The sequence below is a fragment of the Micromonospora sp. NPDC051196 genome (assembly GCF_040682415.1).
In the GTDB taxonomy this organism is placed as follows: Bacteria; Actinomycetota; Actinomycetes; order Mycobacteriales; family Micromonosporaceae; genus Micromonospora.
In genome coordinates this window covers 47,915-72,944 of record NZ_JBFBAY010000005.1, presented here as the reverse complement: position 1 = coordinate 72,944, position 25,030 = coordinate 47,915, and the positions used below count along the sequence as shown (strand labels likewise).

Here is a 25,030-nt window from a genome sequence, read left to right as displayed (position 1 = left end):
CACCTGCTGGGTGCCACCGGGTGCGGGCCGGCTGCTCCCGACGGGTCGGCGACCCGGCGGGGCCCGGCACCCCGACGCACGCTACTCATCGGTAACCTGTTCTGGTGAGCGCGACGGTGGAGTACGTGCAGGACTTTGTCCAGGTCGACGGCGCCCGCCTGGGCATCCAGGTCTACCCGGAACCGGCGGGCCCGGCTGGGGCGCCGGTGGTGCTGATCGCGCCGGCCATGGGTGTGCGGGCGAGGTACTACCGGCCGTTCGCCACCGCCCTGCACGCCGCCGGGCTGGCCGTGGTCGTGGCCGACCTGCGCGGCACCGGGGAGAGCACCCCCCGGCCGAGCCGGGCGTGCCGGTACGGCTACGCCGAACTGGCCGCCGACATCGGCGCGGTGCGCACGGCGCTCAAGGCTCGCTTCGACGGGCGGCGCACGCTGCTGCTGGGGCACTCCCTCGGTGGGCAGGCCGCCGTGCTGCACCTGGCCCTGCACGGCGGGCAGGAGGTCGACGGGTTGGCGCTGATGGCCGTGGGCATCCCGTACTGGCGGGACTTCACCGGCCCACGGCGTTACGGCGTGTTGCCGTACACCCAGGGCATCGCCGCCACGGCGCGGCTGCTCGGAATCTGGCCCGGTTGGGGATTCGGTGGCCGGCAGGCACGCGGGGTGATCCGCGACTGGGCCCACACCGCACGGAACGGCCGCTTTCCGCACCTGGACGGCGTCGACACCGAGGCGGCGGTGCGGCGGATCAGCACCCCGGTGCTGGCGGTCAGCGTCGACAACGACCAGTACACCCCGCATCCCACGCTGGACCGGCTCTGCGCCAAGCTCACCTCGGCCCCCGTCGTACGCGAGCGGTACGCCGGCCCGGACGGTGTCCCGCTGGACCATTTCACCTGGGTACGGCACGCCGCCGAGCCGTTGGCCGCCCGGGTCGCCGAGTTCGCCGCCACCCTTCCCGTCCGCTGACCAACACCACCTTCGCCCCCGCGATTAGTGCTGCTCATCGGGGGTAAGCCGCAGCGCTCGAAACGGCTGAGGGGGACAATCATGTCGGACACGCACACCACCCTGCGATCCATGCACGACCTGGGCCTGGCGGCCTGGTTCGGCGGCTCCCTGATGGGAGCGTTCGGCGTCAACGGCGCCGCGGCCCGGGTCGGCGACTCGACCCAGCGACTCCCGGTGGCCTCGGCCGGTTGGTCCAGGTGGACCCCGGTCAACGCCGCCGCCATCGGCGCCCACCTGGCCGGGGCGGTCGGTGAACTGGTCACCGAAAGCCCTCGGATGGCCGCCCAGCGCGGTGTCGGTCGGGCGAGCACGCTGAAGACGGCCCTGACCGTCAGCGCCCTCGCGGTGACCGGTTACAGCCGGCTGCTCGGCAATCGTCTGGCCAGGGCCGGTGGCCCCAGCGTGGCGGGCGTCACCGAACCGAACCAGCAGACGCCGCAGAACGTGGCCTCCTGCCAGCGGCAGCTCAGGCTGCTCCAGTGGACCATTCCGGCGCTCACCGGCGCGCTGATCGTGGTCACCGCGTACATGGGTGAGCAGCAGAAGCCCGGACAGGTCCTGCGCGGCATGCTCGGCCGGGCCAACGGCCTGATGCAGCCGAAGACGATGGCCAAGGGCGCCAGCCTGATGCAGATGTCGAAGGCGATGAGCCGCAACGGCCACTGAGTGGCGGCGACGCGGGCGGTCCGGCCGCAGACCGCGATGTCGGCCGCTGAGGTCGAGAAGCAGCATCCGGACCGCCGGCCGGCAACCGGCGCCGATCAGCGAGGTGGCCATGACGGACAGGGACAGGCAGGACCGGGGGCCCGAGGGCGTCGAGCCCTGGGGGACCACCGACGGCTTCGACGCCGACCCGCCGTGGGGCGTCGGCGAGGACTCACCGATGGACGAGGGCAGTGAGGAGTCCGCCGTACCGGAGGGTCGGCGTGGTGAACGGCGGGCCGGTGAGACTCCGACGGAGCATCCGCTCGCCGGGCGGCACGGGTTCGGGTCGGTGGAGCCGACCCGGACGCCGGCCGCCGGTCCGGGCGCGCCTCCGGATCCGGCGCCGTCGCGCCGTTCGTTCCCCGAGGAGGTCGCCGACGAGGATCTGCCGGACAACGCGCTGGAGGAGGCGACCGGCATGCGACCGGAAGGGGTGTCCCGGCGGAGTTGACCACGGCTCAGCGGCGCGACGACCGTTCGGCACCGGCGGGGACCCGCCCGGCGAGCAGTTCGGCGAGCCGTTCGGCGTCGCGCTGGGCCTGCCCGGCGCAGCAGTTGTTGAACAGGACGTGTAGTTCATCGGCCTGTCCGGCGAGTTCGGTGAGCAACTGCGACCAGTTGCGCAGTTCCGTGTCGCCGTAGGCGTAGCGGAACCGGTCCTCCTTGTCGCCACCGTCCCAGGCGGTGCTGTGCCCGTGCATCCGTACCATCGCCAGGTCGGCGGTGGCGATCAGGATCGGCGGCACCGAATCGGGGTGGCCCTGCGGCATGTCCACGCAGCAGTTCGTCAGCTCGTGCTCGCGGAGGAAGGCCAGCGTCTCCAATGCCGCCCGGCCGTCGAACCAGGATGCGTGTCGCAACTCGACGGCGACCCGCCAGGGCCGGCAGCGGTCGGCCAGTTCCGCGATCCGGCGCCGGGCCGCCTCACCACGGGCCAGCCACGGCGGAAACTGCAACAGCACCGCGCCGAGCCGGTCGGCCGCCGCGATCGGCGCCAACGCCGCGCGGAATCGGCGCCACAACTCGTCGTACGCCGTCGGCGGCAGGTCCCGGCGCCGGATCTGATCCGGGCCACGGGCCGGGCGCAGATCGGCGGGGAGGGTGGCGACCGGGGTCGGATGGCCGGTGAAGAGACGGTACGCCTTGACGTTGAAGGTGAAGTCGGCGCCGGTGGCGTCGACCCAGCCCTGCGTCGTCTCCGGCGCCGGCACCGCGTAGTACGACGTGTCCACCTCCACCAGCGGGAACCTGTCCGCGTAGTAGCCCAGCCGACCGGCCGGGGTGTTCGCCTCGCGTGGGTACCAGCCGGAGCGCAACAGCGTCCGGTCGGCCCACGAGGACGTGCCCACCTTGATGACAGTCATGTAATTCAGTGCACCGCCACCCGGCGGGTTCGGCAACCGCTGGCGGGACGGGACGAGAAGTGAGTTTGGGTCAGCGTCCAGCGGGGAGCCCTTCGTTGGCGACAGCGGACTACGGGAGGCAAGGATGCGTGCGCTACGACTGCCCGCTTGGAAGACTGATCCGGAACTGGTCGAGGTCGACGAGCCGACGCCCGGCCCCGGTCAGGTGGTGGTGAAGATCGGCGGCGCCGGTGCCTGCCACTCCGACCTGCATCTGATGCACGACTTCGAAGCGGGCAGCCTGCCCTGGAACCCGCCGTTCACGCTCGGTCACGAGAACGCCGGCTGGGTGCACGCTCTCGGTACCGGCGTCGCCGGGCTGGAGGTGGGTCAGCCGGTCGCCGTCTACGGCCCGTGGGGCTGCGGCATCTGCCCCCGCTGCCGGCTCGGCGCCGAGAACTACTGCGAGAATCCGGCCGCCGCGCCGATTCCCGGCGGAGGTGGTGGTCTGGGCCTGGACGGCGGGATGGCCGAGTACGAGTTGGTGCCGGACGCCCGGCTGGTGGTACCGCTGCCCGAAGGGCTGGATCCGGTGCTGGCGGCGCCGCTGACGGACGCGGGCCTCACCCCGTACCACGCGATCCGCCGGTCCTGGTCCAAGCTGCCGCCCGGCAGCACCGCCGTGGTGATCGGTGTGGGTGGACTCGGTCACGTGGGAGTACAGATCCTCAAGGCCACCACCGCGGCCCGGATCATCGCCGTGGACACCCGGGACGAGGCGTTGCGGCTCGCCGAGGAGTGCGGCGCCGACCAGACGCTACGCTCGGGCGAGGGGACCGTCGAGGAGATCCGCTCGGCCACCGGGGGTCGGGGTGCGGACGTCGTGCTGGACTTCGTAGGCGCGGACGCCACCATGAAGATGGGCGCCGCCGCCGCGCGCTCCCTGGGTGACCTGACCATCGTCGGCATCGGCGGCGGATCGCTGCCGGTGAGCTTCTTCTCCGTGCCGTACGAGGTCAGCATCCAGACCACCTACTGGGGCAGCCGACCGGAGCTGATCGAGGTGCTGGATCTGGGCGCACGCGGGCTGCTCCGGCCGAAGACGACCACGTTCAAACTGGACGACGCGATGAGTGCGTACCGGCAGATGCAGGACGGCACCCTCGAAGGCCGCGCCGTGATCGTGCCGTGACGACCGGCGCCTGCGGCCGCCTAGAGTGATCATGTGGTCGCCGCGCTGGAGCTCTACCTGGACACCGTAGCCACCCGCCGGATCCGGGTGCTCTGGGACGCCCTGGAGGCCGAGGGCGTGCAGAGCATGCGCTCGCTGCTGGAGCAGCGGCACCGGCCGCACGTGTCGCTGGCGGTCGCGCCGCGCTTCGACCCGCAGCAGGTGGCGGCGGCGCTGGCCGGTACGACCGTGGCCGCACCACTGCGGCTGTCCTTCCAGTACGCCGGCCAGTTCGTCGGCCGGGTGCTCTGGCTCGGCCTGGTGCCCACCGTGGAACTGCTGGAACACCATCGGCGGGTGCACGACCGGCTCGCCGCCGCCGGCATCGCCCTGACCGAGCACTACCGCCCGGGCACCTGGGTTCCACACTGCACCCTGTCGATGCGCGTACCGAACACGCTGATGGCGTCCGCAATCCGCCGCTGCCTGGAGATCCTCCCCCTGGACGCCACCATCACCACCGCCGCCCTGACCGACCACGCCCGCAACATCTCCCACCCCCTCCCCTAACCCCCCCCCCGCGCCCTCCCCCTCCCCTCCCCCGCACGCCCGCCCCTCACGCCGTCGATCTTGCACTTTCGGTCGCCGATTCGCCCGCTATGCGCAGTTTACGGGGACAGAAAGTGCAAGATCGCGGAGGCGGGGCGGGTGGGGAGGGGTGGGGAGGGGAGGGGAGGGGAGGGCGCGGGGGGGTTAGGGGGTGGGGTCGGGGTGGTTGTGGCGCCAGTAGCCCATGAAGGCGACGGTGCGGCGGTTCAGGGCGCAGTCGGTGACCAGGTGGCGGCGAAGGGTACGGATGACACCCGCCTCCCCCGCCAACCAGGCGTAGAGCGGGGCCGACGGCGGCGTGTCGGGCACCTCCCAGAGGATCGCGCGATCCACGTCCACGTCCTCGATCGGCTGACCGGCGGCAGGATCGAGACCGGCGACGGGCACGCCCACCTCGCCCGGCTGCGTCGCGGCGAGCAACTCCCGTGCCGCGTCGGCGACGGCGCCGATCAGCCGGTCACCGTACTGTCCGCCGTCGCGGGGCAGCCAGGTCACCTCGACGCCGGGGGGCGCGACCAGCGGCAGTACGTCCGCTGCGACGGGAATCTCCAGCAACACCCGGCCACGGGCGTCCAGTGGCAGCCGCTCGCAGATGCCGCTGATCGCCGGCACCGCCGTCTCGTCCCCGGCCAGCAGCAGGCACCCGGTCGACGGCGGCCGGAACTCGCGTCCACCGTGGTCGCCCTCGTAGCCGGCGTCCGGCCCGGCGATGGCGATCTCGTCGCCGGGGCGGACCTGCTGAGCCCACCGGCTCGCCGGGCCGCCGTCGCCGTGCAGCACCAGGTCGACGTCGAGTTCGTGCAGGTGCGGCCGGACCGCCCGCGCCGTGTAGGTGCGGATCGGGTTGCGCCGGTGCTCCGGCAGCGCCCGCCACTGCGCGTACCAGTCGGGGCCCTGCGGCAGGTAGACCCCGCGCTCACCGGGCAGCGGCAGGGCCAGCTTGATCCGCTGGTCGTAGCCGTTGTCGGCGAAGCGGTCCAGGTCCGGTCCGGTGAACGTGACCCGGACGAAGGACGGACTGAGTCGACGTACCGCGCGGATCTCGACGGCGAACAACCGCCACGGTGCGACGGGCAGGGTGTTGGTCATGCTGCCTTCCTGGGGTGCGGCCGACTCACGGGACGGTTACCGGGACTGTGGAGCCGAGGCGCGCGAGCGCCACAGCAGCCAGACGAAGTACGGGGTGCCGATCAGGGCGGTGACCAGGCCGGCGGGGATCTGCGCCGGGGCGATCACGGTGCGGCCGAGCGTGTCGGCGAGGCTGACCAGGGCCGCACCGAGCAGCGCGGCGACCGGGAGCACCCGGGAGTGTCGGCCGCCGACCAGGGCGCGGGCGGCGTGCGGGGCGACCAGACCGACGAACCCGATCACGCCGACGGCGGAGACTGCGGTGGAGGTGAGCAGCGCCGCCGCGCCGAGCGCGACCAGTCGGGTGCGTTCCAGCCGGACCCCGAGCACCCGGGGGGTGTCGTCGTCCAACGCCATCAGGTCGAGTTCGCGGCGGGCGGCGAGCACGGCCGGGGTGAGCACCAGCAGCGCGATCGCCACGGGCAGCACCTGGGTGGCGGTACGACCGTAGGTGGACCCGGACATCCAGGTCAGCGCCTTGCCGGTGTTCCACGGGTCGTGGGAGACGATCAGGAAGGTGATCAACGCCATGCCGCCCTGCCAGGCACCGAAGCCGATCAGGACCAGCCGGTCGGAGCTGAGTCCGCCGCGCCAGGCCACGCCGTAGACCAGGGCGAAGGCGAGCATCGCGCCGAGCCCGGCCACCCCGGAGACGGCCCAGACGCCGGCCAGCGGCACGAAGGTGATCAGCGATACGGCGCCCAGGCCGGCACCGGCGGTGATGCCGAGGATGCCGGGCTCGGCCAGCGGGTTGCGGCAGACCGCCTGCACGGTGGTGCCGGCCACCGCCAGCGCCGCGCCGGCCAGCAGGGCCGCGGCGACTCGGGGCCATCGCTGGTCCAGCACGAAGGTGTACGCCGGCCCGGTGCTGCTGTTGACCCAGTTGACGAGGTCACCGAGCAGCACCCAGGTGTCCCCGGCCAGCATGCCGACCACCACCGCGACGGTGGCGACGGTGGCCGCCACGATGACGACGGTGCGGTGGAAGGCGGTCGAGCGTACGGCGGCGTGGCCACCGGGCGGTCGACGGGTGGGTCCGGCGTCGCGGTGCCGCCGGGCCAGCCAGATCAGGATGGCCGCACCGAGCAGGGTGGTCACTACACCGGTGGGGATGTCGACACCGGCCTGGGCGCCCATGACCGCACGCAGCAGCACGTCGGAGCCGAGCACGATGATCACTCCGGCGATGCCGGAGAGCGGCAGCAGCACCCGGTGACGGTGTACGCCGGGCACCAGCCGCCCGAGCAGCCGGACGATCACCGGCGCGCAGAGGCCGACGAAACCGACCGGCCCGGTGAGGGTGACCGCCGCGGCGGAGAGCAGGACGGCCAGCACCGTCACGATCAGTCGGGTACGCCGCACGTCGAGGCCGAGCACGGTGGCGGTGTCGTCGCCGAGGGCGAGGATGTCGAGGCGGTGCCCGAGCAGCATCAGCGCCACGATGGAGATGCCGATGACCGGGGCGAGTTGGGTCAGCGCGTTCAGGTCGCTCAGCACCAGCGAACCGTTGCCCCAGGCGAACAGGCCGATGGTGGCCTGTTCGAAGAGCAGGAGCAGCAGCATGGTCACCGAGCTGAGCGCCAGCGCGGTGGCCGAGCCGGCGAGGATCAGCCGGGTGGTGCCGGCCTGCCCACCGGAGGACATCGCCATCACCAGGCCCGCCGCCGCGAGACCGCCACAGAAGGCGAGCCCTCCGGCGGGCAACGCGGGCAACGCGATGCCGAACGCGGCGACCGACACGATGGCCAGGTGAGCACCGGCGTTGACGGCGAGGGTGTCCGGCGAGGCGAGCGGGTTGCGGGCGATCGACTGGAGGGCCGCGCCGGCGAAGCCGAGGGCGACACCGATGGCCAGCCCGGCGAGCAGCCGGGGCAGCCGGGAGGCGACCAGTACCCGTACGGTCTCGTCGTCGCCGCCGGTGATCAGCCGCAGCAGGTCGAGCGCGCCCACGGCGGAGGTGCCCTGGGTGAGGTGCACGACGGCGACCACCAGTGCCAGCGCGGTGGCCGCGATGAAGGCCCCGACGACGCGGGGGGCCGAGAGGCGTCCGGCCGGAGCCGACCCGAGGGCCGACTCCGAACGCGGAGGCGCGGACAGCTCGGTCACACCGCGTAGGTGTTGACGAACTGGTCGATGTACTGCTTGGCGGAGAGCGGCCCGCCGAAGGTCCAGATGCCGTCCGGCATCCGGTGCAGGTTGCCCTGCTTGACGAAGGGCAGCGACTTCCAGATCGCGTTGTCGGCGAGACCGTCGGCGAAGACGTCGGTGCCGTCCGAGGCGTTGTAGAAGAAGTGCAGGTCCGGGCTCTTGAGCACGGTCAGGCCCTCGACGTCGGTCTGCCCCAGGCCCCACGCCTCGTCGACCTTGCCCGTCCAGGCGTTGGTGAGGCCGAGCTGGATGCCGAGCTGGGAGACGAACGCGCCCTGGCCGAACATCCGGATGCTGACGGTGCTGCCTTCCTTCCAGCCGTCGGCGATGGCGAACGGCTTGCCGGCGGCGCCGGCGTCGGCGATCTTCTTCTTGCCGTCGGCGAGGGCGGCGTCGAAGTCGGCGAGCAGCTTCTCCGCCTCGGCGGTCTTGCCGACCGCCTTGGCGATCATGTTGAGGTCGGCGCGCATCCGGCCCACGTTGTCGGTGGCGTCGCTGCTCTTGGTCACCAGCACCGGGACGTACTTCTCGAGCTGGTCCAGCAGGGCGGCGCCGCGACCGTCGGAGACGACCACGAGGTCGGGGTCGAGGGCGACGATCGAGTCGACGCTGGGTTCACCGCGGGTGCCGACGTCCTTGACGTCGGCGTCGAGCTTGGCGGCGGTCACCCAGGTGGCGTAGCCCTTGGGGTCGGCGACGCCGACCGGCATGACGCCGAGGCTAACCAGCATCTCGACCTCGCCCCACTCCAGGCCGACGACCTTGGTGGCGGGGCTGTCGAGCTTCACCTCCTTGCCACGGCTGTCGGTCACGGTGACCGGCCCGCCGGCGGCGGAAGCGGAGGGGGCGGGCTCAGCGGTGTTCTCGGTGGTGCCGCAAGCGGCCAGCAGCAGCGCGGTGGCGGCGGCGACCAGGGCGGTGACACGGGTACGGGACATGAGGTTCTTTCTCGGGTGTGGTTACGGAGCCGGTCCGGGTTCAGACCGGGATACGGGTCAGGTGCCGGCCCACCGGGCGGGTGGTCACCAGACCGGTGAGCGGATCGGTGGTGACCTCGATGCGGATGCCGTAGGTCTCGGTCAGGTCCGCCTCGGTGAAGACCTGCGCCGGAGTGCCGGTGGCGCGGATCCGGCCGTTGTGCAGCAGGACCACCTCGTCGGCCACCGCGGCGGCCTGGTTGAGGTCGTGCAGCACGACACCGACCGCGACGTTGTGCTCGTCGGCGAGGTCACGCATCAGGTCGAGGATCTCGACCTGATAGCGCAGGTCGAGGAAGGTGGTGGGTTCGTCGAGCAGCAGTACCGCCGTGTCCTGGGCCAGACAGGTGGCCAGCCATACCCGCTGAAGTTCGCCGCCGGAGAGTTCGTCGACGGGGCGGTCGGCCATCGCGGCGACCCCGGTGACCGTCATCGCGCGGGCGACGGCGGCCGGGCCGTCGGGGTCGTCGGTGCGCCAGCGGCCCCGGTAAGGGTGGCGGCCGTAGCCGACCACGTCGCGGACGGTGACCCCGTTGGGCACCGGTCGGCTCTGGGCGAGCAGGGTGACCCGGCGGGCGAACTCCTTGGCCGGCAGGCTGGTCGCGGCGATTCCGTCGGCGCAGAACACCGTGCCGGTGTCGATCGGGTGCAGCCGGGCCAGCGCACGCAGCAGAGTGGATTTACCGCTGCCGTTCGGTCCGACGAGGGCGGTCACCTCACCGGCACGCAGCGTTATCGACGCGCCGTGGACCACTGCCTTACCGTGGTAACCCAGGCAGAGGTCGACGCCACGTAGGCGCTGCTCAGCGTCATCCGACGCCCGTACGCTCGGCATATGGTTAGGCTAACCTAACCTAACTCGGTGTCAAGACGCGGGTTCCTCTCACGCCCCGCAGCGTCACATCCGGGTCGACCGGTCTCGATGCCGGCGACCGGCGCCACCGCCTTCGGTCGCCGGTCCGCCACACTCGGCAACCCGGCGTACGGGTCACCTGGGAACCCGACCCTCGGAGAACACGAAAACGTACCGGGGTGGGACGACAGACCGGTACGAGCGGCGGTAGCGTTGCGCGTCATCGCCGCCGGGTCGCCGGTGCGCCGACTTGCGATCGTACGGAGGATGAGGGATGTCCATCGGCGAGGAGCCGTACGCAGTCCGCGACGACCTGGCCTCGCGGCCGACCTTCGAGGTGACCCTGCGCGGTTACGAGAAGAAGCAGGTCGACCGCTATGTGGAGCAGTTGGACGGTCGACTCAACGCGATCTCGGCCGAACGGGACCGGGCCCTCGGACGCGCGCGGGAGCTGACCACCAAACTGCAGGCGGTCCAGGCCGAGGTGACCGAGCTACGGCAACGACCGGCGCAATTGGACAAGGCGACCTTCCATGATGTGGGCCCGATGGTCGGTCAGATCCTGGACCTCGCGGAGAAGCAGGCCGCGGCGATCATCGACACGCACACCCAGCGCGCCCACAAACTCCAGGCGGAGGCGGAGAAAACGCTCGCCAACGCTCGGGAACGCACCGTCAAGGCGCTGGCCGACCTCGAGGAGGAGCTCGCCGCCCGGCGGGCCGAGCACGACAAGAAGTACGAGGAGCTCAGGGCCACGGCCGAGGCCGAGCTGGCGGAGACCCGGGAGCGGGCCGACAAGCTGCGCGCCGACGGCGAGGCCGCACACGAGCGGGCCCAGCAGGAGGCACAGCGCATCGGGGAGCAGTGCCGCCAGCAGGTCGAGCAGGCCCGGGCGGCGGCGGAGGCACTGACCACCTCCGCGCGTACCCAGATCCACCAGGAGATCCAGGCGGCCCGGGCGAGCAGCCAGCAGGAGCTGGCCCAGCGGCGTACGAGCGTCGAGGAGGAACTCGCCGAGCGGCGGGCCGCCGCCGAGGAGGATCTGGCCGAGCAGCGAGCGGCCGTCGAGCGCGAATTGGCCGCCCAACGCAGCGCCGCCGAGCAGCGGGTCAGTTCGATGATCGCGGACGCGCAGCAGTACTCCGCGGAGATCCGCAAACGCGCCGACGAGCAGGCCGCCGAGGTACGCAAGCACAGCGACGAGCAGGCCGCAGCCGCCGAGGAGCAACTGCACGCCGTCCAGCTGGAGGTCGGCGAGCAACAGGACGCACTGGCTGGAGTGCGGCAGGAGTTGGACACCGCCCGTCAGCAGCTCGACGAGACGCAGCGGGAGAGGGAGACCACCGACGCCGAGTTGACCCGGATGCGCCAACAGCTGGAGGAGACCGTCCGGGAGCTCACCGCGGAGAGCCGGCGGCTGGACGAGGTACGCCGGGCCGTCGAGGCGGCCGAGCGGCACGCCAAGGAGACCCGGGCACGGGTGCAACGGGAGGCCAAGCGGGTCGCCGACCTGGCCGCCGCAGCCGTGATGGCCGCCGCAGCCGGTGGTGGCGAGACCGCCGAGTACCCGATGGTCGGCGCCCGGTCCGCAGAACGCCCGCCGACTCGGGGCATGGAGTCAGAGCCGGCAACCCGCAGCGTGTCGCCCGAGCGCGGCGTACGGCAGGTGGCGCCGGAGGCGGAGACGCCTTCCGACGGTGACGGCGGCACCGCGCCGGGCGCCGACGGGCGCGCGGCGACGACCGGTACGACCGCAGGGCACAGCAGCGACCCGGCCGGCGGTCCCGACGGCGTCGAGCGCGAACGGGCCGACCAACCGCAGGACGGGCCGACGGCACAACTCCTGACCGACCCGGTGGCTCGGGCCGAGGCGGCTCTCGCGACCGGCGGCCCGGCCGGCATCAACTGGTTCGCCGGGCCTCCCCCAGGCCAGGACGACGAGGCTGACAAGGATCGCGCGCCGCAGCCGACGCCACACTGACCGACGGCGCTCCGCGCGTCAGGCGTCCGCATGATGGTCACCGGCAACCGGTGGTGCCAGAATCGGCCCCATGCGGCGTGCGCTCGTCGGCCGGGACGAGGTATTCGACCAGGCCTGGCGCTCGCTGGGCGAGCCCGGGCAGGTGCTGCTGGAGGGGCCCGCCGGCATCGGCAAGACGGCGCTGCTGCGGGCACTGGTCGCCGAGGCGACCCAGGCGGGTTGGCTCGTGCTGTCCTGCGCGCCGACCGAGTGCGAGGCCGATCTCCCCTTCGCCGCCCTCGCCGACCTGCTCCGCCCGCTGGCGGAGCAGGCGGCGGAGCTGCCGCGTCCGCAGCGCGTCGCGGCCGAGATGGTGCTGGTCACCCGCGACAGCGACGAGACGCTCGACGAACGCGTGATCGGTGCGGCCACCCGGTCGCTGCTGGAGGCGGCGCTCGCCTCGGGCCGGCCGGTGCTGCTCGCCGTGGACGACGCACCCTGGCTCGACCGGCCGAGCGAACGCGCCCTGCGGTTCGCGCTGCGCCGGGTCGGCCCGGGACTGGCCACACTGGTCAGTAGTCGCAGCGTGAACGGGCCGACGGTGCCGACGCCACCGCTCGGGCTCGACGCGGGCTCCGGCCGGCTGACCCGGTTGGCGCTGACGCCGCTGAGCGTGAACGCGCTGCATCACGTACTGCGGGAACGGGTCGGCGCCACCCTCGACCGCCCGCTGTTGGCCCGCATCGCCCGGGAATCCAGCGGCAACCCGCTGGTCGCCATCGAGGTGGCCCGCGCGGTGCAGCGGCTGCCGACGCCACCGGAGCCGGCCCAGGATCTGCCCGTCGCGTCTTCCATGCACCAACTCCTCGCCGACGTGCTCGCCGGGCTGCCGGCCCGCTGCCGCGACGCCGTACGGCTGGCGGCACTGCTCAGCGTTCCCCTGCTGCGGGACCTGACGGCGGCGCGGGTGGGACCACGCGCGTTCGACGCCGCCGAGGAAGCGGGGCTGCTGGTGGTGACACCGACCCGGGTCGAGTTCACCCATCCGGTGTACGCGGCGGCGGTCCGGGCCGGCATTCCGCCGGGTGTCCGGCGGGGACTGCACCGCAGGCTGGCCGAGGTGGTCGCCGACCCCGACGAACGGGTTCGTCATCTCGCCGCCTGCACCACCACGACCGATCCGGTGGTTGCCGATGCCCTGGCCGCAGCCGCCACGCGTCAACACGCACGAGGTGCACCGGATGCGGCGGCGAACCTCTACGAGGCGGCCGCGCGGCTCACCCCGGCCGACGACCGCCTCACCCTCGGGCAGCGTCTGCTGGCGGCGGCCCGGTGCCGGTTCGACTGCGGTGACCATCCCGGGGCGCGAGTGGCCGCCGAGGACGTGGCGGCCGGGTTCACCGGTCACCTCCGCGCCGAGGCGTTGCTGCTGCGGGCCGTGGTCGCGTGGAGCGCCGACGAGCCGGGCGGCACCGCTCTGGCCGCCGCCGGACGCGCACTGGCCGCGACGCAGCCCGGTTCCCCGCTCGCCGGCCGGATCCATGCGCACCTGGCCCTCTTCGTGGATCTGCCGGACCCGGCGCGTAATCATGCGGAAGCGGCCATCGCCCTGCTCACCGGACCAGGCGGCGATCGGGCGCTGCTGGCCGCGGCGCTGCTGCACCTGTTCTTCAGTGAGGTACGCGCCGGTGAGCCGCCCCGCACCGAACTGCTCGACCGGGCACTGGGCATGGAGGGGGCGGAACCCTCCTGGCTGGCCGGCACGATACCGGCGATCTGGTGGAAGGCGATCGACGATCCCGACCGGGCCCGGAACCGGCTGACGCGACTGCTGGACCGGGCGGCGGCCCGCGGCGACGAACCCACCCAGTACGAACTGCTCAAGCACCTCGGCGAGACCGAACTGCTGGCCGGACGCTGGTCGATGGCCGAGCGGCACATCGCGGCAGCCCGTGACCTCGGTGAACTGCTGGGCACCGAACTGACCGCGGAGACCTGGCTGACCGGGCTGCTCGACGCCCTGCGCGGCCGGCTCGACGCGGCAGCGCAGGTGGCCGAGGCGGGCGTACGGCTGGGCGAGGAACTCGACGACGACTGGTGCCGCCGTATCCACCTGCAACTCGGCGCGTTCGTCGCGCTCTGCGCCGGGCGGGTCGCCGACGCGGCGGCCGGATACGGTCGGCTGGCCGCGACGGTGGACCGGATGGGCCTGACGGAGCCGTTGGCGCAGCGCTTCGAACCGGACTGGATCGAGGCGTGCGTGGCCGCCGGTGACCTCGGCACCGCCCGTGCCGCCCTGCATCGGCTTACCGAACGGCACCGCCGCATGCCCCGGCCGTGGACGCTGCTGGGCCTGGCGCGCAGTCGTGCCCTGCTGGACAGCGCCGGCGGCGTGGACCCGTCAGCCGCCCTCGACGACCTCGCCGCCGCCCGCGCGGCGGTGGCGCCGGACATCCTGCCGTTGGACCGGGCCCGCTGTCTGCTGGTCGCCGGCGTCGTGCACCGGCGGCTACGTCGTAAGCGACCGGCCCGGGAGGCGCTCCAGGCGGCGGCGGCCGAGTTCGACGCGCTCGGCGCGGTGGCGTTCGCCGCGCGGGCCCGGGCCGAGGCGGCCCGGCTGGGCGGCCGACCGCCGGCGCCGTCCGCGCTGACCGCCACCGAGGAGCGGGTGGCCCGGCTCGCCGCGCTCGGGCGGACCAGTCGCGCGATCGCCGACGAGTTGTTCGTCAGCCCCAAGACGGTGGAGACGAACCTCTCCCGGGTGTACCGCAAGCTGGGCATCTCCCGCCGGGCCGAGCTGAACGCGGCGCTGGCCCGCATCAGCGCCGCCGGGGTGCCGGCCGTCGGCCACAAAGGCTAGGGAAACGCCGGATTCCTTCCGCTGGGGGCGACCGTACCGTCGAGATCGTCCCGACCGGCAGGGCACCCGTGCTGGTGCGCAGCGCTCAAGGCCGGGCGGAAGAAGGAGAACAGACAGGTGCGACGACTGATTCTGCCCATGGTCCTCGCGGCGGCCCTGGCGCTGACCGGCTGTGGCGACAGCGAATCGGCGGCGCCGGGCGCCGGGCCGGGCGCCGGCTCGGACGTGGACCTCGATCTGCCGGTCGACGGCGCTGACGCGGTCCGCCCGGCCTGCCCCTTCACCGCCGAGCAGATCGCCGGGTTCGTCGGCCAGCAACTGGACGACGAGGGCAATTGCAGCTTCGGCGACGGCATAGCCCTGCTCACCGTGACCACAGCCTCGCGGGTCGCCGGTGAGATGACCTACGACTACCAGCGCCAGCAGGCCGACCAGACCTACCAGTCGGTGACCGACCTCGGTGTCGGCGACAAGGGCTATCTGGCGGTCAAGGACATCGCGGCCGAAGCAGTGATGATCAACAGTGCGGGCACGTTCACCGTGACGATGAGCAGCTTCGAACGTCTGGGCGCCCAGTCGGACGGATACGCCCAGGCGATGCGCAAACTGCTCGATGCCCTACCGAGCTGAAGCCCGGACGAAGGAGACAACGTGCGGTACCTGACCTCCGTCGCCCGGTTCGCCGTGGCGGCCACCGCGCTCACCGTCCTCGCCGCCTGCGGCGGCGCGGAGCCCGCAGCGGCGCCACCGGCACCGGTGCAACCGTCGGAGCCCGTGGCCCCGACCGAGGTCACCGAGGCACCCGAGCCTTCCGCACCGGCGCAGGTCGACGCCTGCGCGCTGGTCACCAAGAAAGACGCCGAACAGTTGGCCGGTACGCCGCTGGAAGATCCTATGCCGAGCGGGGAGAGCTGCTGGTTCACCGGGCCCGTCTCAGGGCCGGTGGCGCAGGTGGAGGTGCACGTCGGGGACGGCGCGAAGAAGATCCTGGATATCGACCGCGACCTCAACCACGAGTTCGAGACCTTGTCCGGCATCGGAGACGAGGCGTACCTCGAGGACGGGATGGTCTTCGTCAACGTCTCCGGGGTCTGGGTGGCTGTCCGGCTGGTCCGCACCGACGATCCGGCCAAGTACAACGAGCGGCTGACCGAGCTGGCGCGGACAGTGGCCGGGCGACTCTGACCGGCCGAGGCGATCACGCGGCGTCGGCGTGATCGTCGCGCTGCTGTGCGAAGCGTCTCCGAACCACGGCGCTGGCCTCCTCTTCCTGGCAGCCGAGGCTACGCAGCAGGTCGGTGGCGATGGTACGGACCTGCGCCACCACCACGCTGCCGGAGAAGCCGACCCCCTCGTCGTACGCCTCGGCGGCCCGGTCCACCGCCTTGAGGATCAACTGTTCGGAGCGGCTGGTGTGGTGCCCGCTCTCCGCCTCGACCTGTAGCAGGGCCAGGGCGTCACCGAAGTAGTGCACGGCGGCTGCCAGCCCGGGTGGCACGGGCTCCTCGTCACGGATCGCGGTGGCCGCCCGGCGCAGCATCTCCTGGCCGCCCCGGATCGCCAGGGCGAGGTAGCGCGTGCCGCGTTCGTAGTGCTCGAACTCGCTTCGCCGGTGCCAACGGGCCGGTGATATCGCCACCGCCTCCTGTGCTCCGGAGATCGCGTCGTTCAGCAGCTTGAGCTGAGGTTCCAGGCCGCCCAGTGCGTCCCGGGCACCGGCCACGGTGGCGTAGTCGGCCCGGGACATGCCGTCCGCCGCAGTGTGCAGATGTTCGATCAGGGCCGCGAAGAGTGGCCGTGCCGCCCGCTGGATGATCCGCACCGGGTTGACCGGCAGCACGGCGACCACCACCACGGCGGTCACCCCGCCGATGACGGCGTCGATGATGCGGGGCACCTCCAGTCCGCGCTGCACCGGCGCCAACGTGGCGATCAGCACGGCGGTGCCGCCGGCCTGGGTGACCACCTGCCCGCCCCGGCTCAGGGCCAACGCGAGCAGGATGGCCAGGGTGACCACGGTGCCGGTCTGCCAGGGGCCGGTGCCGATGACCGCGATCAGGGCGTCGCCGACCAGCAGCCCGGCCAGCACGCCGAGCAGCAGTTCGACGGTACGCCGGGTGCGTCGACCGATGGCCGCGGCAATGGTGCCGACCGCGGCGGTGGGGGCGAAGACCGGCGACGGGTGGTGCAGCAGGTTGTGCGCCACCCACCAGGCGAGCGCGGCGGCCACCCCCGCCTGTACGGCGAGGATGGCGTACAGCTCCAGCGTCCGGCGCCGCTCCCGCCAGTCGAGTCGGGCGCTGAGCCCGCCGACCGCTCCCGCGATCCGGCCCCTGGTCCAGCCGGCGGCGCCACGTGCCCAGTTCTCGCTCCGCTCGCCCGCCGCCACGCGGCCGACTACCCCACCCGGCCACGCTCATTCACCGTCGTACCGGGGCGGTTCCCGACCCGACCGTACGCCGATCCGTTACGGGCTGGATTTCGAACTGCGGAATCACCTGCACAGAAGCGATGCATATAGCGCTATGTCGATTGACAAAGTTCATGATCCCAACTTATTGTGCGAGCCGGCCGGACGTTGCCGGCGGTCCGGCGACACCCGGCCAAGCCACCCGTCGACACCATCACCACACGAGGAGCGTCATGGCCGGGCTGCGCGGCACACTACGAAGGACACGATGGCGATTGGGCGTGGTCGGCACCGGCGTCGCCGCCCTGCTGGCCGGGGTCGGGCTGATCAGCGCGGGCGCCGCCCACGCGGCGGCCGGCTGCCGGGTGGTGTACTCCGCGCCGAGCCAGTGGCCGGGCGGGTTCACCGCCAACGTCGACCTGACCAATCTCGGCGACCCGCTCAACGGCTGGCGGCTGACCTGGACCTTCCCGTCCGGCCAACGGGTGACGCAGGCGTGGAACGCCACCGTCACCTCCACCGGCAACGACGTCACCGCCACCAACGTCGGCTACAACGCGGCGCTCGGCACCAACCAGACGGTGTCGTTCGGATTCAACGGCTCGTGGTCCGGCAGCAACACGGCCCCGACCTCGTTCGCCCTCAACGGGGTCACCTGCACCGGCAGCGTCGGCCCGACCACCCCACCGCCGACCACGCCGCCCCCGACCACCCCACCCCCGACGACCCCGCCGCCAGCCGGTGACCCGATGGCCTACGTGGCCGCGATGCAGCCGGGCTGGAACCTCGGTAACACCTTCGACGCCGTCGGCGCCGACGAGACCGCGTGGGGCAACCCACGGGTCACCCAGGCCCAGTTGGACGCCATCCGGGCGCAGGGCTTCAACAGCATCCGGATCCCGGTCACCTGGAGCAACCGCCACGGGCCGGCACCGTCGTACACCATCGACGCGGCCTGGCTGAACCGGATCAAGGAGGTCGTCGGCTGGGCGCTGGACGACGGCTTCTACGTGATGATCAACCTGCATCACGACTCGTGGCAGTGGATCCACGAGATGCCGAGCAACCGGACGACCGTGCTCAACCGCTACAACGCGCTGTGGACCCAGATCGCCGCCGCGTTCCGGGACGCCTCCCCGAAACTGCATTTCGAGAGCGTCAACGAGCCGCAGTTCGCCAACAGCTCCGGCGACGCCCAGAACGCGCAACTGCTGCACGAGCTGAACGTCAACTTCCACCGGATCGTCCGGGCCTCCGGCGGCAACAACGCCACCCGCATGCTGGTCCTACCGACCCTGCACACCTCCTCCGAGCAGGCCCGGATCAACGAGCTGACCACGACGATCAACCAGCTCAACGACCGTAACCTGATCGCCACCGTGCACTTCTACGGCTACTGGCCGTTCAGCGTGAACGTCGCCGGCGGCACCCGCTTCGACGCCACCACCCAGCAGGACCTCGTCGACGCCTTCGACCGGGTCTACAACGCCTTCGTCACCCGGGGCATCCCGGTGGTCATCGGTGAGTACGGCCTGCTCGGCTTCGACCGGCACACCGGCACCATCCAGCAGGGCGAGAAGTTGAAGTTCTTCGAGTACTTCGGCTACTACGCCCGGCACCGACAGCTCACCACCCAGCTGTGGGACAACGGCCAGCACTTCAACCGGACCACGTTCCAGTGGCGTGACGCGGAGTTGACCGCTCAGATCAAGTCGAGCTGGACGACCCGCTCCGGCACCGCCTCGTCCGACCAGGTGTACGTGCCGCGTACCGGCTCGATCACCGCCAAGACGCTGACCCTCAACCTCAACGGCACCACCTTCTCCGGTCTGCGCCAGGGCAGCACCGAACTGGTCCGGGGCACCGACTACACCGTCTCCGGCAACCAGCTGACGCTCACCGCCAGCGCGTTGACCCGTCTGGTCGGCAACCGGGCGTACGGCGTCAACGCCACCCTCCAGGCGCGCTTCTCGGCCGGCGTACCGTGGCGGATCGACGTGATCAGCTACGACCCGCCGGTGCTGTCCAACGCCACCGGCACCACCGCCTCCTTCGCCATCCCCACTCAGTTCCGCGGCGACCAGCTCGCCACGATGGAGGCGCGGTACGCCGACGGCAGCAACGCCGGCCCGCATGACTGGACGTCGTTCAAGGAGTTCGACGTCACCTTCGCACCCGACTACACCGGCAACCGGATCACCCTCACCGACACCTTCTTCGGTGAGGTACGCGACGGCAGCCCGGTCACCCTCACCTTCCACTTCTGGAGCGGTGCCCAGGTGACCTACCGCGTCACGAAGTCCGGCAGCAGCGTCACCGGCCAGGCCGGCTGACCCACTGCGCGCCGCCGGCCACCCCCGGCCGACCCGTTGCGGGCCACCGGCCCTCCCCGGGTGGCCGGTGGCGCGCACCGGTCATGATTAGTTCATGATCCGATTCGTACTGAACGTGCTCTGGCTCATCTTCGGCGGCGGGCTCGTGCTGGCGATCGGCTACGGCATCGCCGCTCTGATCTGCTTCGTCCTCGTCGTCACCATCCCCTTCGGGGTGGCGTCGCTGCGGCTGGCGTCGTACTCGCTGTGGCCGTTCGGCCGCACCCTGGTCCCCAAGCCCGGCGTCGGTGTCGCCTCCGGCGTCGCCAACGTGATCTGGGTCGTGCTCGCCGGGTGGTGGCTCGCCCTGTCCCACATCGTCGCCGGTGTCAGCCTCTGCCTCACCATCATCGGCATCCCGTTCGGGGTGGCCAACTTCAAGCTCGTCCCCGCCGCGATCTGGCCGCTGGGCCAGGAGGTCGTCCCCGCGCCGTAAACCGGACCGGCACAACCGTCGCACGGTGCCGGTGCCGCGATCGGCGGACCGCACGGCCAACCGCTGGGTATAAAGAGGGTGTGCCGTCTCTTCGGATGGTCGCCGGCACGATGGCCGCCGGGTTCGCTCTGCACGCCGTACCGGCGCTGACATCCGTGGCGCCGGTACGCCGTCGGCTGCTGCCCGAACTGAGTGGGATCGGCCGGCCCGGGCACGTGGCGCTGACCTTCGACGACGGGCCGGACCGCCGGTCCACGCCCCGCTTCCTGCACCGGCTCGACCGGGCGGGCGTACGCGCGACCTTCTTCCTGCTCGGCAGCCTGCTCGACCGCGATCCCGGGCTCGGCCGGGAGATGACCGCGCAGGGCCACGAGGTGGCGGTGCACGGCTGGGAACACCACAACCTGCTGTGCCGCACCCCGCCGGCGACGTACGCCGACATCGCCCACGCCCGGGACCGCATCGCCGAGCTGACCGGCCAGCCGCCACGCTGGTACCGCCCGCCGTACGGGGTACTCACCACGGCGGCCCTGCTGGCCTGCGCCCGACTGGGTCTGCAACCGCGGCTGTGGACGGCCTGGGGCCGGGACTGGCGGGCGGACGCCACCGCCGGCTCGGTCTGCCACAACGTCCTGCGGACGCTGCGTCCCGGCGGCACCATCCTGCTGCACGACTCGGACCACGTCGCGGCTACCGGATCGTGGCACGCAACGTTGACGGCGCTCCCCGCCCTGATCGACTGGGCCACGCAACGGAAGCTGACGCTCGGCACACTCAGCGACCACCAGCCGGTCTCGCCGCGTCCGCCGTCCGCTGGGAGCGGTGCTCGGCCGGTGACAGCGCCGCCCGGCCGGGCGTGACCTGCGCAACGACGGGTATCCGCGCCTGCGTGACGGAGTGCAGGCGCCAGACACAGCGGGCAGGTCCGGTGGTCGACGACTGGACGGAAGTGACGCTGGGTCGCACCGGCGGCGCTTCGAGCGCGCTCGACGGCCGGATCGTGGTGGTCTCGGCGGACATCGGGGCCGGCCACGACGCCGCCGCCGCCGAACTGGAACGCCGGTTGACCGATCAGGGCCGGCAGGTTGACCGGCTGAACTTCCTGTCCCTGCTGCCCGGACCGCTCGACGTCACGGTGCGCGAAACCTACCGGGGCATGTTGCGCTGGCTGCCCTGGTGCTACGACGCGCTGTTCAGCGCGACCGGCCGCTCGCCGGCATCGGTGCAGCTGTTGCGGGCCGCCTTGCGTCCGGTGTTCCGCCGCATGCTGGCCCGCCTGCCGCCGGACACCCGGGCCGTGGTGACGACCTTTCCCTTCGCCAACCAGATCCTCGGGCCGATGCGGGTCGCCGGGCTGGTCAACGCGCCGCTGGTGACCTACGTGACCGACTTCGCGGTGCACCCGACCTGGATCGCGCCGGGCGTGGACCTGTACTGCGTCGTGCACGAACTCTCCCGCCAGCAGGCCACCGCCGGCGGCAGCGCCCCGGTCCGGGTGGTCCGCCCGCTGGTCAACGCCCGGTTCGCCGCTTCTGCCCAGCGGAGCACCCAGGCCGCACGGCGACAGTTCGGGCTGCCCGAACAAGGTCGCCTCGCATTGATCGTCGCGGGCTCCTGGGGCATGGGTGACGTGGCCCGGACCGCGACCGAAGTGCTGGCCACCGGCTGCGTCGAGCCGGTCGTGGTGTGCGGACGTAACCAGCGGTTGTACCGCCGGCTGCGGCGGTTCCCCGGGCACGTGCTGGGCTGGGTCGACGACATGCCCACCCTGATGCGGGCGGCGGACGTCGTGGTGGAGAACGCCGGCGGGCTCACCTGCCAGGAGGCCCTCGCCTCGGGCCGTCCCACGATCACCTACCGGCCCATCGCCGGGCACGGCCGGGCCAACGCAGACCTGCTCAGCCGCTCGGCCCTGACCAGTTACATCGACTCCGCGCAGCGACTGCGACCGGCCCTGACCGAGCTGCTGGCCGCAGCCGAGGGCGGCGACCCAGGTGCCGACGCGCGCATCGACATGGCTGGCGTCGTGGCCGACGTACTGACGCCGATGAGGTGGGGATGGCCGGGCTGAAGCGCAGCCGGCGCCGGGACCTGCTGCGCGGCGGCGCTCTGGTCACGTTCGGGGCCGGACTCGGGGTGGTCGGCTTCGCCGAGGCGACGGACGTGGCCGACCGGAAACTGCCGATCCGCGGCGGCGCGGCCAGCGCCGTGGTGCCGGGCCGACCCGATCTGCTCGGCAGCGGACGGCTGGAGGTGAACTGGTGGTTGCGGTGACCGGCCAGGAACCCCGGCTGCTGCGACCGCCGTACGGTCACCTGGCGGGTAGCACCACGGCGGCGGCCGTGCGGATGGGATACCAGGTGGTGCTCTGGTCCCAGCAGATGCGAGAGGGCGAGTTTCCCGACGACCCGAGCGGCCACGCCCGCCAGATCGTCGCCGACGTACAGCCCGGCACGATCCTGCTCGCCCACGACATCGGTGACCATCAGCGGCTAGTCGCCCTGCACGGGTTGCCGGAGATCATCGACCAGTTGCGGGCGCGCGGCTATCAGTTCGTCACGGTGTCCCAACTCTTGGCGGTGCGACAGCCGTGACGGAGGCCGCCCTCAGACCAGCCGTTGCCGGGCCAGGATCCGCAACGCGACGTAGCCGATCGGGGCCGGCAGCCAGAACGTCGCGAGCCGGTAGACAAGCACGCCCGCGACGGCGGTGTCGACGGGCACCCCGTAGATCAGCAGCCCGGAGACCAGGGCCGCCTCCGTGGCACCCAGGCCGCCGGGGGTGGGTGCGGCCGAGGACACCCCCTCCCCGACGACACACACCAGGATCACCGGTGCCAGCAGCGCGAGATCGACCCGCTCACCAACGGCGAGCAACCCGAAGTAGAGGCTGAACCCGTACGCGAGGGTGAGCGCCAGGGCCGCGCCGATCAGCCGGGTCAGCCGATGCCGGCGGGGCAGGGCACGCAGGGCGGCAAGGCTCTCCCGCAGCACCGCGCGACCACGACGGCGCAGCCGAGGTACCGCCAGCACCGCCGCGACGGCGAGCAGCACCACCAGCACACCGAGCAGCACGGGCAGCGCCTTGGCGGTGACGGCCTGCTCGGCGGCGCGGGTGGGTCGGCGGGCGAAGGGCAACAGCACCGGCAGCAGCAGCGCCACCGACACCACGCCGGCCACCCGCGAGACGACCACGGCGGTCGCCGACTCGGCGGCCCGCAATCCCTTCTGGTGCAGGTAGCGCAGGCTCAGCGCGGCACCGCCGACGCTGCCGGGCGCGAGCCGGTTGGCGAACGACGCGGCCACCTGCACCGCGGTGGCCTCACCGAGCGGCACCCGGTTGTTCGACGCCAGCCGCAGTACGACGGCGCTGAGCAGGTAGGTCGCGGCCGAGCCGAGCAGGGTGGCGGCCAGGGCCAGCGGATGCGCGTGCAGCATCAGGCGCAGCGCGGCGCGTACCTCGCCGAGCTGTGGCAGCAGCAGGTGTACGAGCAGGCCGAGCGCGATCAGCAACAGGACGCCCCGGGGCGTGATCCGGACGACCCGGGCCAGCCGTTGTTCCCGCTGCGGGCAGCGGTGCATGATCTGGCCGCGTAGCTGCTCCAGCAGGTCAGGGGTATGTCGCAGCAGGTCACGGCTGGCCCGGGAGAGCACTGCCGGTTGCAGGTACGGCAGGCTTTTCGCGATCTCGTCGACACCGAGTTCGGCCATCGCCACATCGACCGCCGTGCCCGGATCCACCCGGCCGGCGAGCGCGACCAGCAACTCGACGACGTCCCGGGCCCGCTGGTCAGCGGCGGCATCGTCGACGCCGAACCCGAAATCGACCAGGTACGCGCCGTCGCGGTCGACCAGGATGTTGGCCGCCCGCAGGTCACGATGGGCGATCCCGCCCCGGTGCAGCAGCGCCACCTGCCGGCACACGTCGACGATCGACGCCGTCGGCAGTGGTCCGTACGTGGCGTCCAACGGTGCCGCGTCGATGAACTCCTGCACCAGCACGGCCTCCCCACCGGGCAGGGTGGCGGTGGTGACGACCGACGGAACCCGTACGCCCGCCCGTTCGGCCAGCAGCGTCAGGCAGGTCTCGTGCTCGCTCTGCTGCTTCGCGCTGAGGTACGGCGGCTCGTCGGCGACGTGCCGGTAACGCAACCGCCGGTACAGCTTGTAGGCCCAGTCGGCGTCCCGCTGCTGCCCACCGGTGACCTTGACGAACAACCGCCGCCCGTCGCCGGTGACCACCAACCACGGCCACGAGCCGCGGGCGTCGCCGCTCAGCGGCGCGAGCCGGACCACGTCGAAGCCACGGTGTCGCAGTGCCTCGCGCAGCACGCCGGTGGACCGCTGCGGACCGACCTCCCCGACGACCAGCCGGGTCAGACAGACCGCGAGCCAGCCGACGAGCAGCCCGCCGATGGCGTCCACCGGCAGATGGGCGCCGACATGCACACGCGCCACGGCGACCACCGCAACCGCCGGCCAGAGCAGGCGCCGCCAGCGGGTGCCGCCGGCCCGCGCCGCCACCAGTGCCAGGGCGGTGGCGACCGCGACATGCCCGGAGGGATAGCCCAGCGAGCCGGCGACCCGATCGTGCAGCACGACATCGGTCAGCAGCGATCCGGGCCGCTGCCGGGCCACCGCGACCTTGTTGACCACCGCCAGCCAGTACGCCAGGTTTCCGGCCAGCAGCAGGTCACGGGCGACCGCGAAGCGCCGCAGCGCGGCGGCGAGCGTAGCCGTACCGAACACCGTGAGGTACGAGCCGAGCTGCATGACCACGATCAGCACCGGCGTCGCCCCCGCCGGCAGGCGGTTGAGCAGGGTGAACACGTCCCGTTCCCAGGCCGCAACCGGGTGCTGGCGGACCAGCAGGCCCAGCCCGACCAGCAGGACGGTGGAGACTGCCAGGCTGACCAGCAGAGCCGGCGACGGACGATGCGTCCGGGATAGCACAGTCCTCGTCCCTGGGGCGTTCGTTGACCTGCTCTCGATTCGTACGCTACGGGCTGACCTGCCGCCGGTTGGCGGTTTCCCGGTTCGCCCGCCCGC

Annotated in this window: 22 protein-coding genes; 15 read left to right on the top strand and 7 right to left on the bottom strand. The window is 72.3% G+C overall.

The window, feature by feature from the left end:
* Positions 1 to 116 precede the first annotated feature (116 nt).
* The 3 genes from AB0M35_RS12655 to AB0M35_RS12645 all read left to right on the top strand — a co-directional run bounded on the left by AB0M35_RS12655 (position 117) and on the right by AB0M35_RS12645 (position 2,166).
* Positions 117 to 968 (top strand): alpha/beta fold hydrolase, encoded by an 852-nt coding sequence (locus AB0M35_RS12655; RefSeq protein ID WP_363745199.1) that lies wholly within the window; start codon positions 117 to 119, stop codon positions 966 to 968.
* 81 nt (positions 969 to 1,049) lie between these two features.
* Complete coding sequence (locus tag AB0M35_RS12650; protein ID WP_363744648.1) at positions 1,050 to 1,676, top strand: hypothetical protein; 627 nt, start codon at positions 1,050 to 1,052, stop codon at positions 1,674 to 1,676.
* Positions 1,677 to 1,785: 109 nt separating this feature from the next.
* The gene (locus AB0M35_RS12645) at positions 1,786 to 2,166 is read left to right on the top strand and encodes a hypothetical protein (RefSeq protein ID WP_363744646.1); all 381 of its coding nucleotides are present in this window, start codon (positions 1,786 to 1,788) and stop codon (positions 2,164 to 2,166) included.
* Between the two features lie 7 nt (positions 2,167 to 2,173).
* Here AB0M35_RS12645 and AB0M35_RS12640 read toward each other — a convergent pair whose 3' ends face one another.
* Positions 2,174 to 3,079 (bottom strand): DUF72 domain-containing protein, encoded by a 906-nt coding sequence (locus tag AB0M35_RS12640; protein ID WP_363744644.1) that lies wholly within the window; start codon positions 3,077 to 3,079, stop codon positions 2,174 to 2,176.
* Positions 3,080 to 3,203: 124 nt separating this feature from the next.
* Between AB0M35_RS12640 and AB0M35_RS12635 the strand changes: the two genes are divergently transcribed.
* Positions 3,204 to 4,250, top strand: a complete 1,047-nt coding sequence (locus AB0M35_RS12635) for an NAD(P)-dependent alcohol dehydrogenase (RefSeq protein ID WP_363744642.1) — start codon at positions 3,204 to 3,206, stop codon at positions 4,248 to 4,250.
* A 33-nt stretch (positions 4,251 to 4,283) separates the two neighbouring features.
* On the top strand, positions 4,284 to 4,799 hold the full coding sequence (locus tag AB0M35_RS12630) for a 2'-5' RNA ligase family protein (protein WP_363744640.1): 516 nt from the start codon (positions 4,284 to 4,286) through the stop codon (positions 4,797 to 4,799).
* A 183-nt stretch (positions 4,800 to 4,982) separates the two neighbouring features.
* Here the strand turns inward: AB0M35_RS12630 and AB0M35_RS12625 are convergent, their stop codons facing one another.
* Genes AB0M35_RS12625 through AB0M35_RS12610 form a run of 4 tightly spaced genes read right to left on the bottom strand, consistent with a single transcriptional unit; the run spans position 4,983 to position 9,926 of the window.
* Entirely contained in the window at positions 4,983 to 5,927 is a 945-nt protein-coding gene (locus AB0M35_RS12625) for a siderophore-interacting protein (RefSeq protein ID WP_363744638.1), read from the bottom strand.
* A gap of 36 nt (positions 5,928 to 5,963) precedes the next feature.
* Positions 5,964 to 8,072, bottom strand: coding sequence for an iron ABC transporter permease (locus AB0M35_RS12620; protein WP_363744637.1), 2,109 nt, complete (start codon positions 8,070 to 8,072; stop codon positions 5,964 to 5,966).
* Positions 8,069 to 9,052: an iron-siderophore ABC transporter substrate-binding protein gene (locus tag AB0M35_RS12615; RefSeq protein WP_363744636.1), complete on the bottom strand. Its 984-nt coding sequence runs from the start codon at positions 9,050 to 9,052 to the stop codon at positions 8,069 to 8,071. The genes AB0M35_RS12620 and AB0M35_RS12615 overlap by 4 nt, the downstream gene beginning before the upstream one ends.
* A gap of 40 nt (positions 9,053 to 9,092) precedes the next feature.
* A complete protein-coding gene (locus tag AB0M35_RS12610) occupies positions 9,093 to 9,926 on the bottom strand; it encodes an ABC transporter ATP-binding protein (protein ID WP_363744635.1) in 834 nt (277 codons plus the stop codon).
* Between the two features lie 292 nt (positions 9,927 to 10,218).
* On the opposite strand from AB0M35_RS12610, the gene AB0M35_RS12605 reads away from it, so the two are divergent.
* From AB0M35_RS12605 to AB0M35_RS12590, 4 genes are all read left to right on the top strand, one after another.
* A complete protein-coding gene (locus AB0M35_RS12605) occupies positions 10,219 to 11,925 on the top strand; it encodes a hypothetical protein (protein ID WP_363744633.1) in 1,707 nt (568 codons plus the stop codon).
* A 70-nt stretch (positions 11,926 to 11,995) separates the two neighbouring features.
* Positions 11,996 to 14,764 carry an AAA family ATPase gene (locus tag AB0M35_RS12600; protein WP_363744631.1) on the top strand — a complete coding sequence of 923 codons (2,769 nt, stop codon included), beginning with the start codon at positions 11,996 to 11,998 and terminating at the stop codon, positions 14,762 to 14,764.
* Positions 14,765 to 14,881: 117 nt separating this feature from the next.
* Positions 14,882 to 15,394 carry a hypothetical protein gene (locus AB0M35_RS12595; protein WP_363744629.1) on the top strand — a complete coding sequence of 171 codons (513 nt, stop codon included), beginning with the start codon at positions 14,882 to 14,884 and terminating at the stop codon, positions 15,392 to 15,394.
* Positions 15,395 to 15,415: 21 nt separating this feature from the next.
* Complete coding sequence (locus tag AB0M35_RS12590) at positions 15,416 to 15,949, top strand: hypothetical protein (RefSeq protein WP_363744627.1); 534 nt, start codon at positions 15,416 to 15,418, stop codon at positions 15,947 to 15,949.
* A 13-nt stretch (positions 15,950 to 15,962) separates the two neighbouring features.
* Here the strand turns inward: AB0M35_RS12590 and AB0M35_RS12585 are convergent, their stop codons facing one another.
* The gene (locus tag AB0M35_RS12585; RefSeq protein WP_363744625.1) at positions 15,963 to 17,153 is read right to left on the bottom strand and encodes an FUSC family protein; all 1,191 of its coding nucleotides are present in this window, start codon (positions 17,151 to 17,153) and stop codon (positions 15,963 to 15,965) included.
* Between the two features lie 254 nt (positions 17,154 to 17,407).
* Between AB0M35_RS12585 and AB0M35_RS12580 the strand changes: the two genes are divergently transcribed.
* The 6 genes from AB0M35_RS12580 (at position 17,408) to AB0M35_RS12555 (ending at position 22,576) form a co-directional block, all read left to right on the top strand.
* Positions 17,408 to 19,507, top strand: coding sequence for a cellulase family glycosylhydrolase (locus AB0M35_RS12580; RefSeq protein ID WP_363744623.1), 2,100 nt, complete (start codon positions 17,408 to 17,410; stop codon positions 19,505 to 19,507).
* A gap of 94 nt (positions 19,508 to 19,601) precedes the next feature.
* Positions 19,602 to 19,982 (top strand): YccF domain-containing protein, encoded by a 381-nt coding sequence (locus tag AB0M35_RS12575; protein ID WP_363744621.1) that lies wholly within the window; start codon positions 19,602 to 19,604, stop codon positions 19,980 to 19,982.
* Positions 19,983 to 20,077: 95 nt separating this feature from the next.
* Positions 20,078 to 20,842 (top strand): polysaccharide deacetylase family protein, encoded by a 765-nt coding sequence (locus tag AB0M35_RS12570; RefSeq protein ID WP_363745197.1) that lies wholly within the window; start codon positions 20,078 to 20,080, stop codon positions 20,840 to 20,842.
* An 89-nt stretch (positions 20,843 to 20,931) separates the two neighbouring features.
* Positions 20,932 to 22,053, top strand: coding sequence for a glycosyltransferase (locus AB0M35_RS12565; protein ID WP_363745195.1), 1,122 nt, complete (start codon positions 20,932 to 20,934; stop codon positions 22,051 to 22,053).
* Positions 22,041 to 22,256: a hypothetical protein gene (locus tag AB0M35_RS12560; protein ID WP_363744619.1), complete on the top strand. Its 216-nt coding sequence runs from the start codon at positions 22,041 to 22,043 to the stop codon at positions 22,254 to 22,256. The genes AB0M35_RS12565 and AB0M35_RS12560 overlap by 13 nt, the downstream gene beginning before the upstream one ends.
* Entirely contained in the window at positions 22,244 to 22,576 is a 333-nt protein-coding gene (locus AB0M35_RS12555; RefSeq protein ID WP_363744618.1) for a hypothetical protein, read from the top strand. Before AB0M35_RS12560 ends, AB0M35_RS12555 begins: the two co-directional genes overlap by 13 nt.
* A gap of 12 nt (positions 22,577 to 22,588) precedes the next feature.
* On the opposite strand, the gene AB0M35_RS12550 is transcribed toward AB0M35_RS12555, so the two are convergent.
* On the bottom strand, positions 22,589 to 24,934 hold the full coding sequence (locus AB0M35_RS12550; protein ID WP_363744616.1) for a flippase-like domain-containing protein: 2,346 nt from the start codon (positions 24,932 to 24,934) through the stop codon (positions 22,589 to 22,591).
* Positions 24,935 to 25,030: the final 96 nt, after the last annotated feature.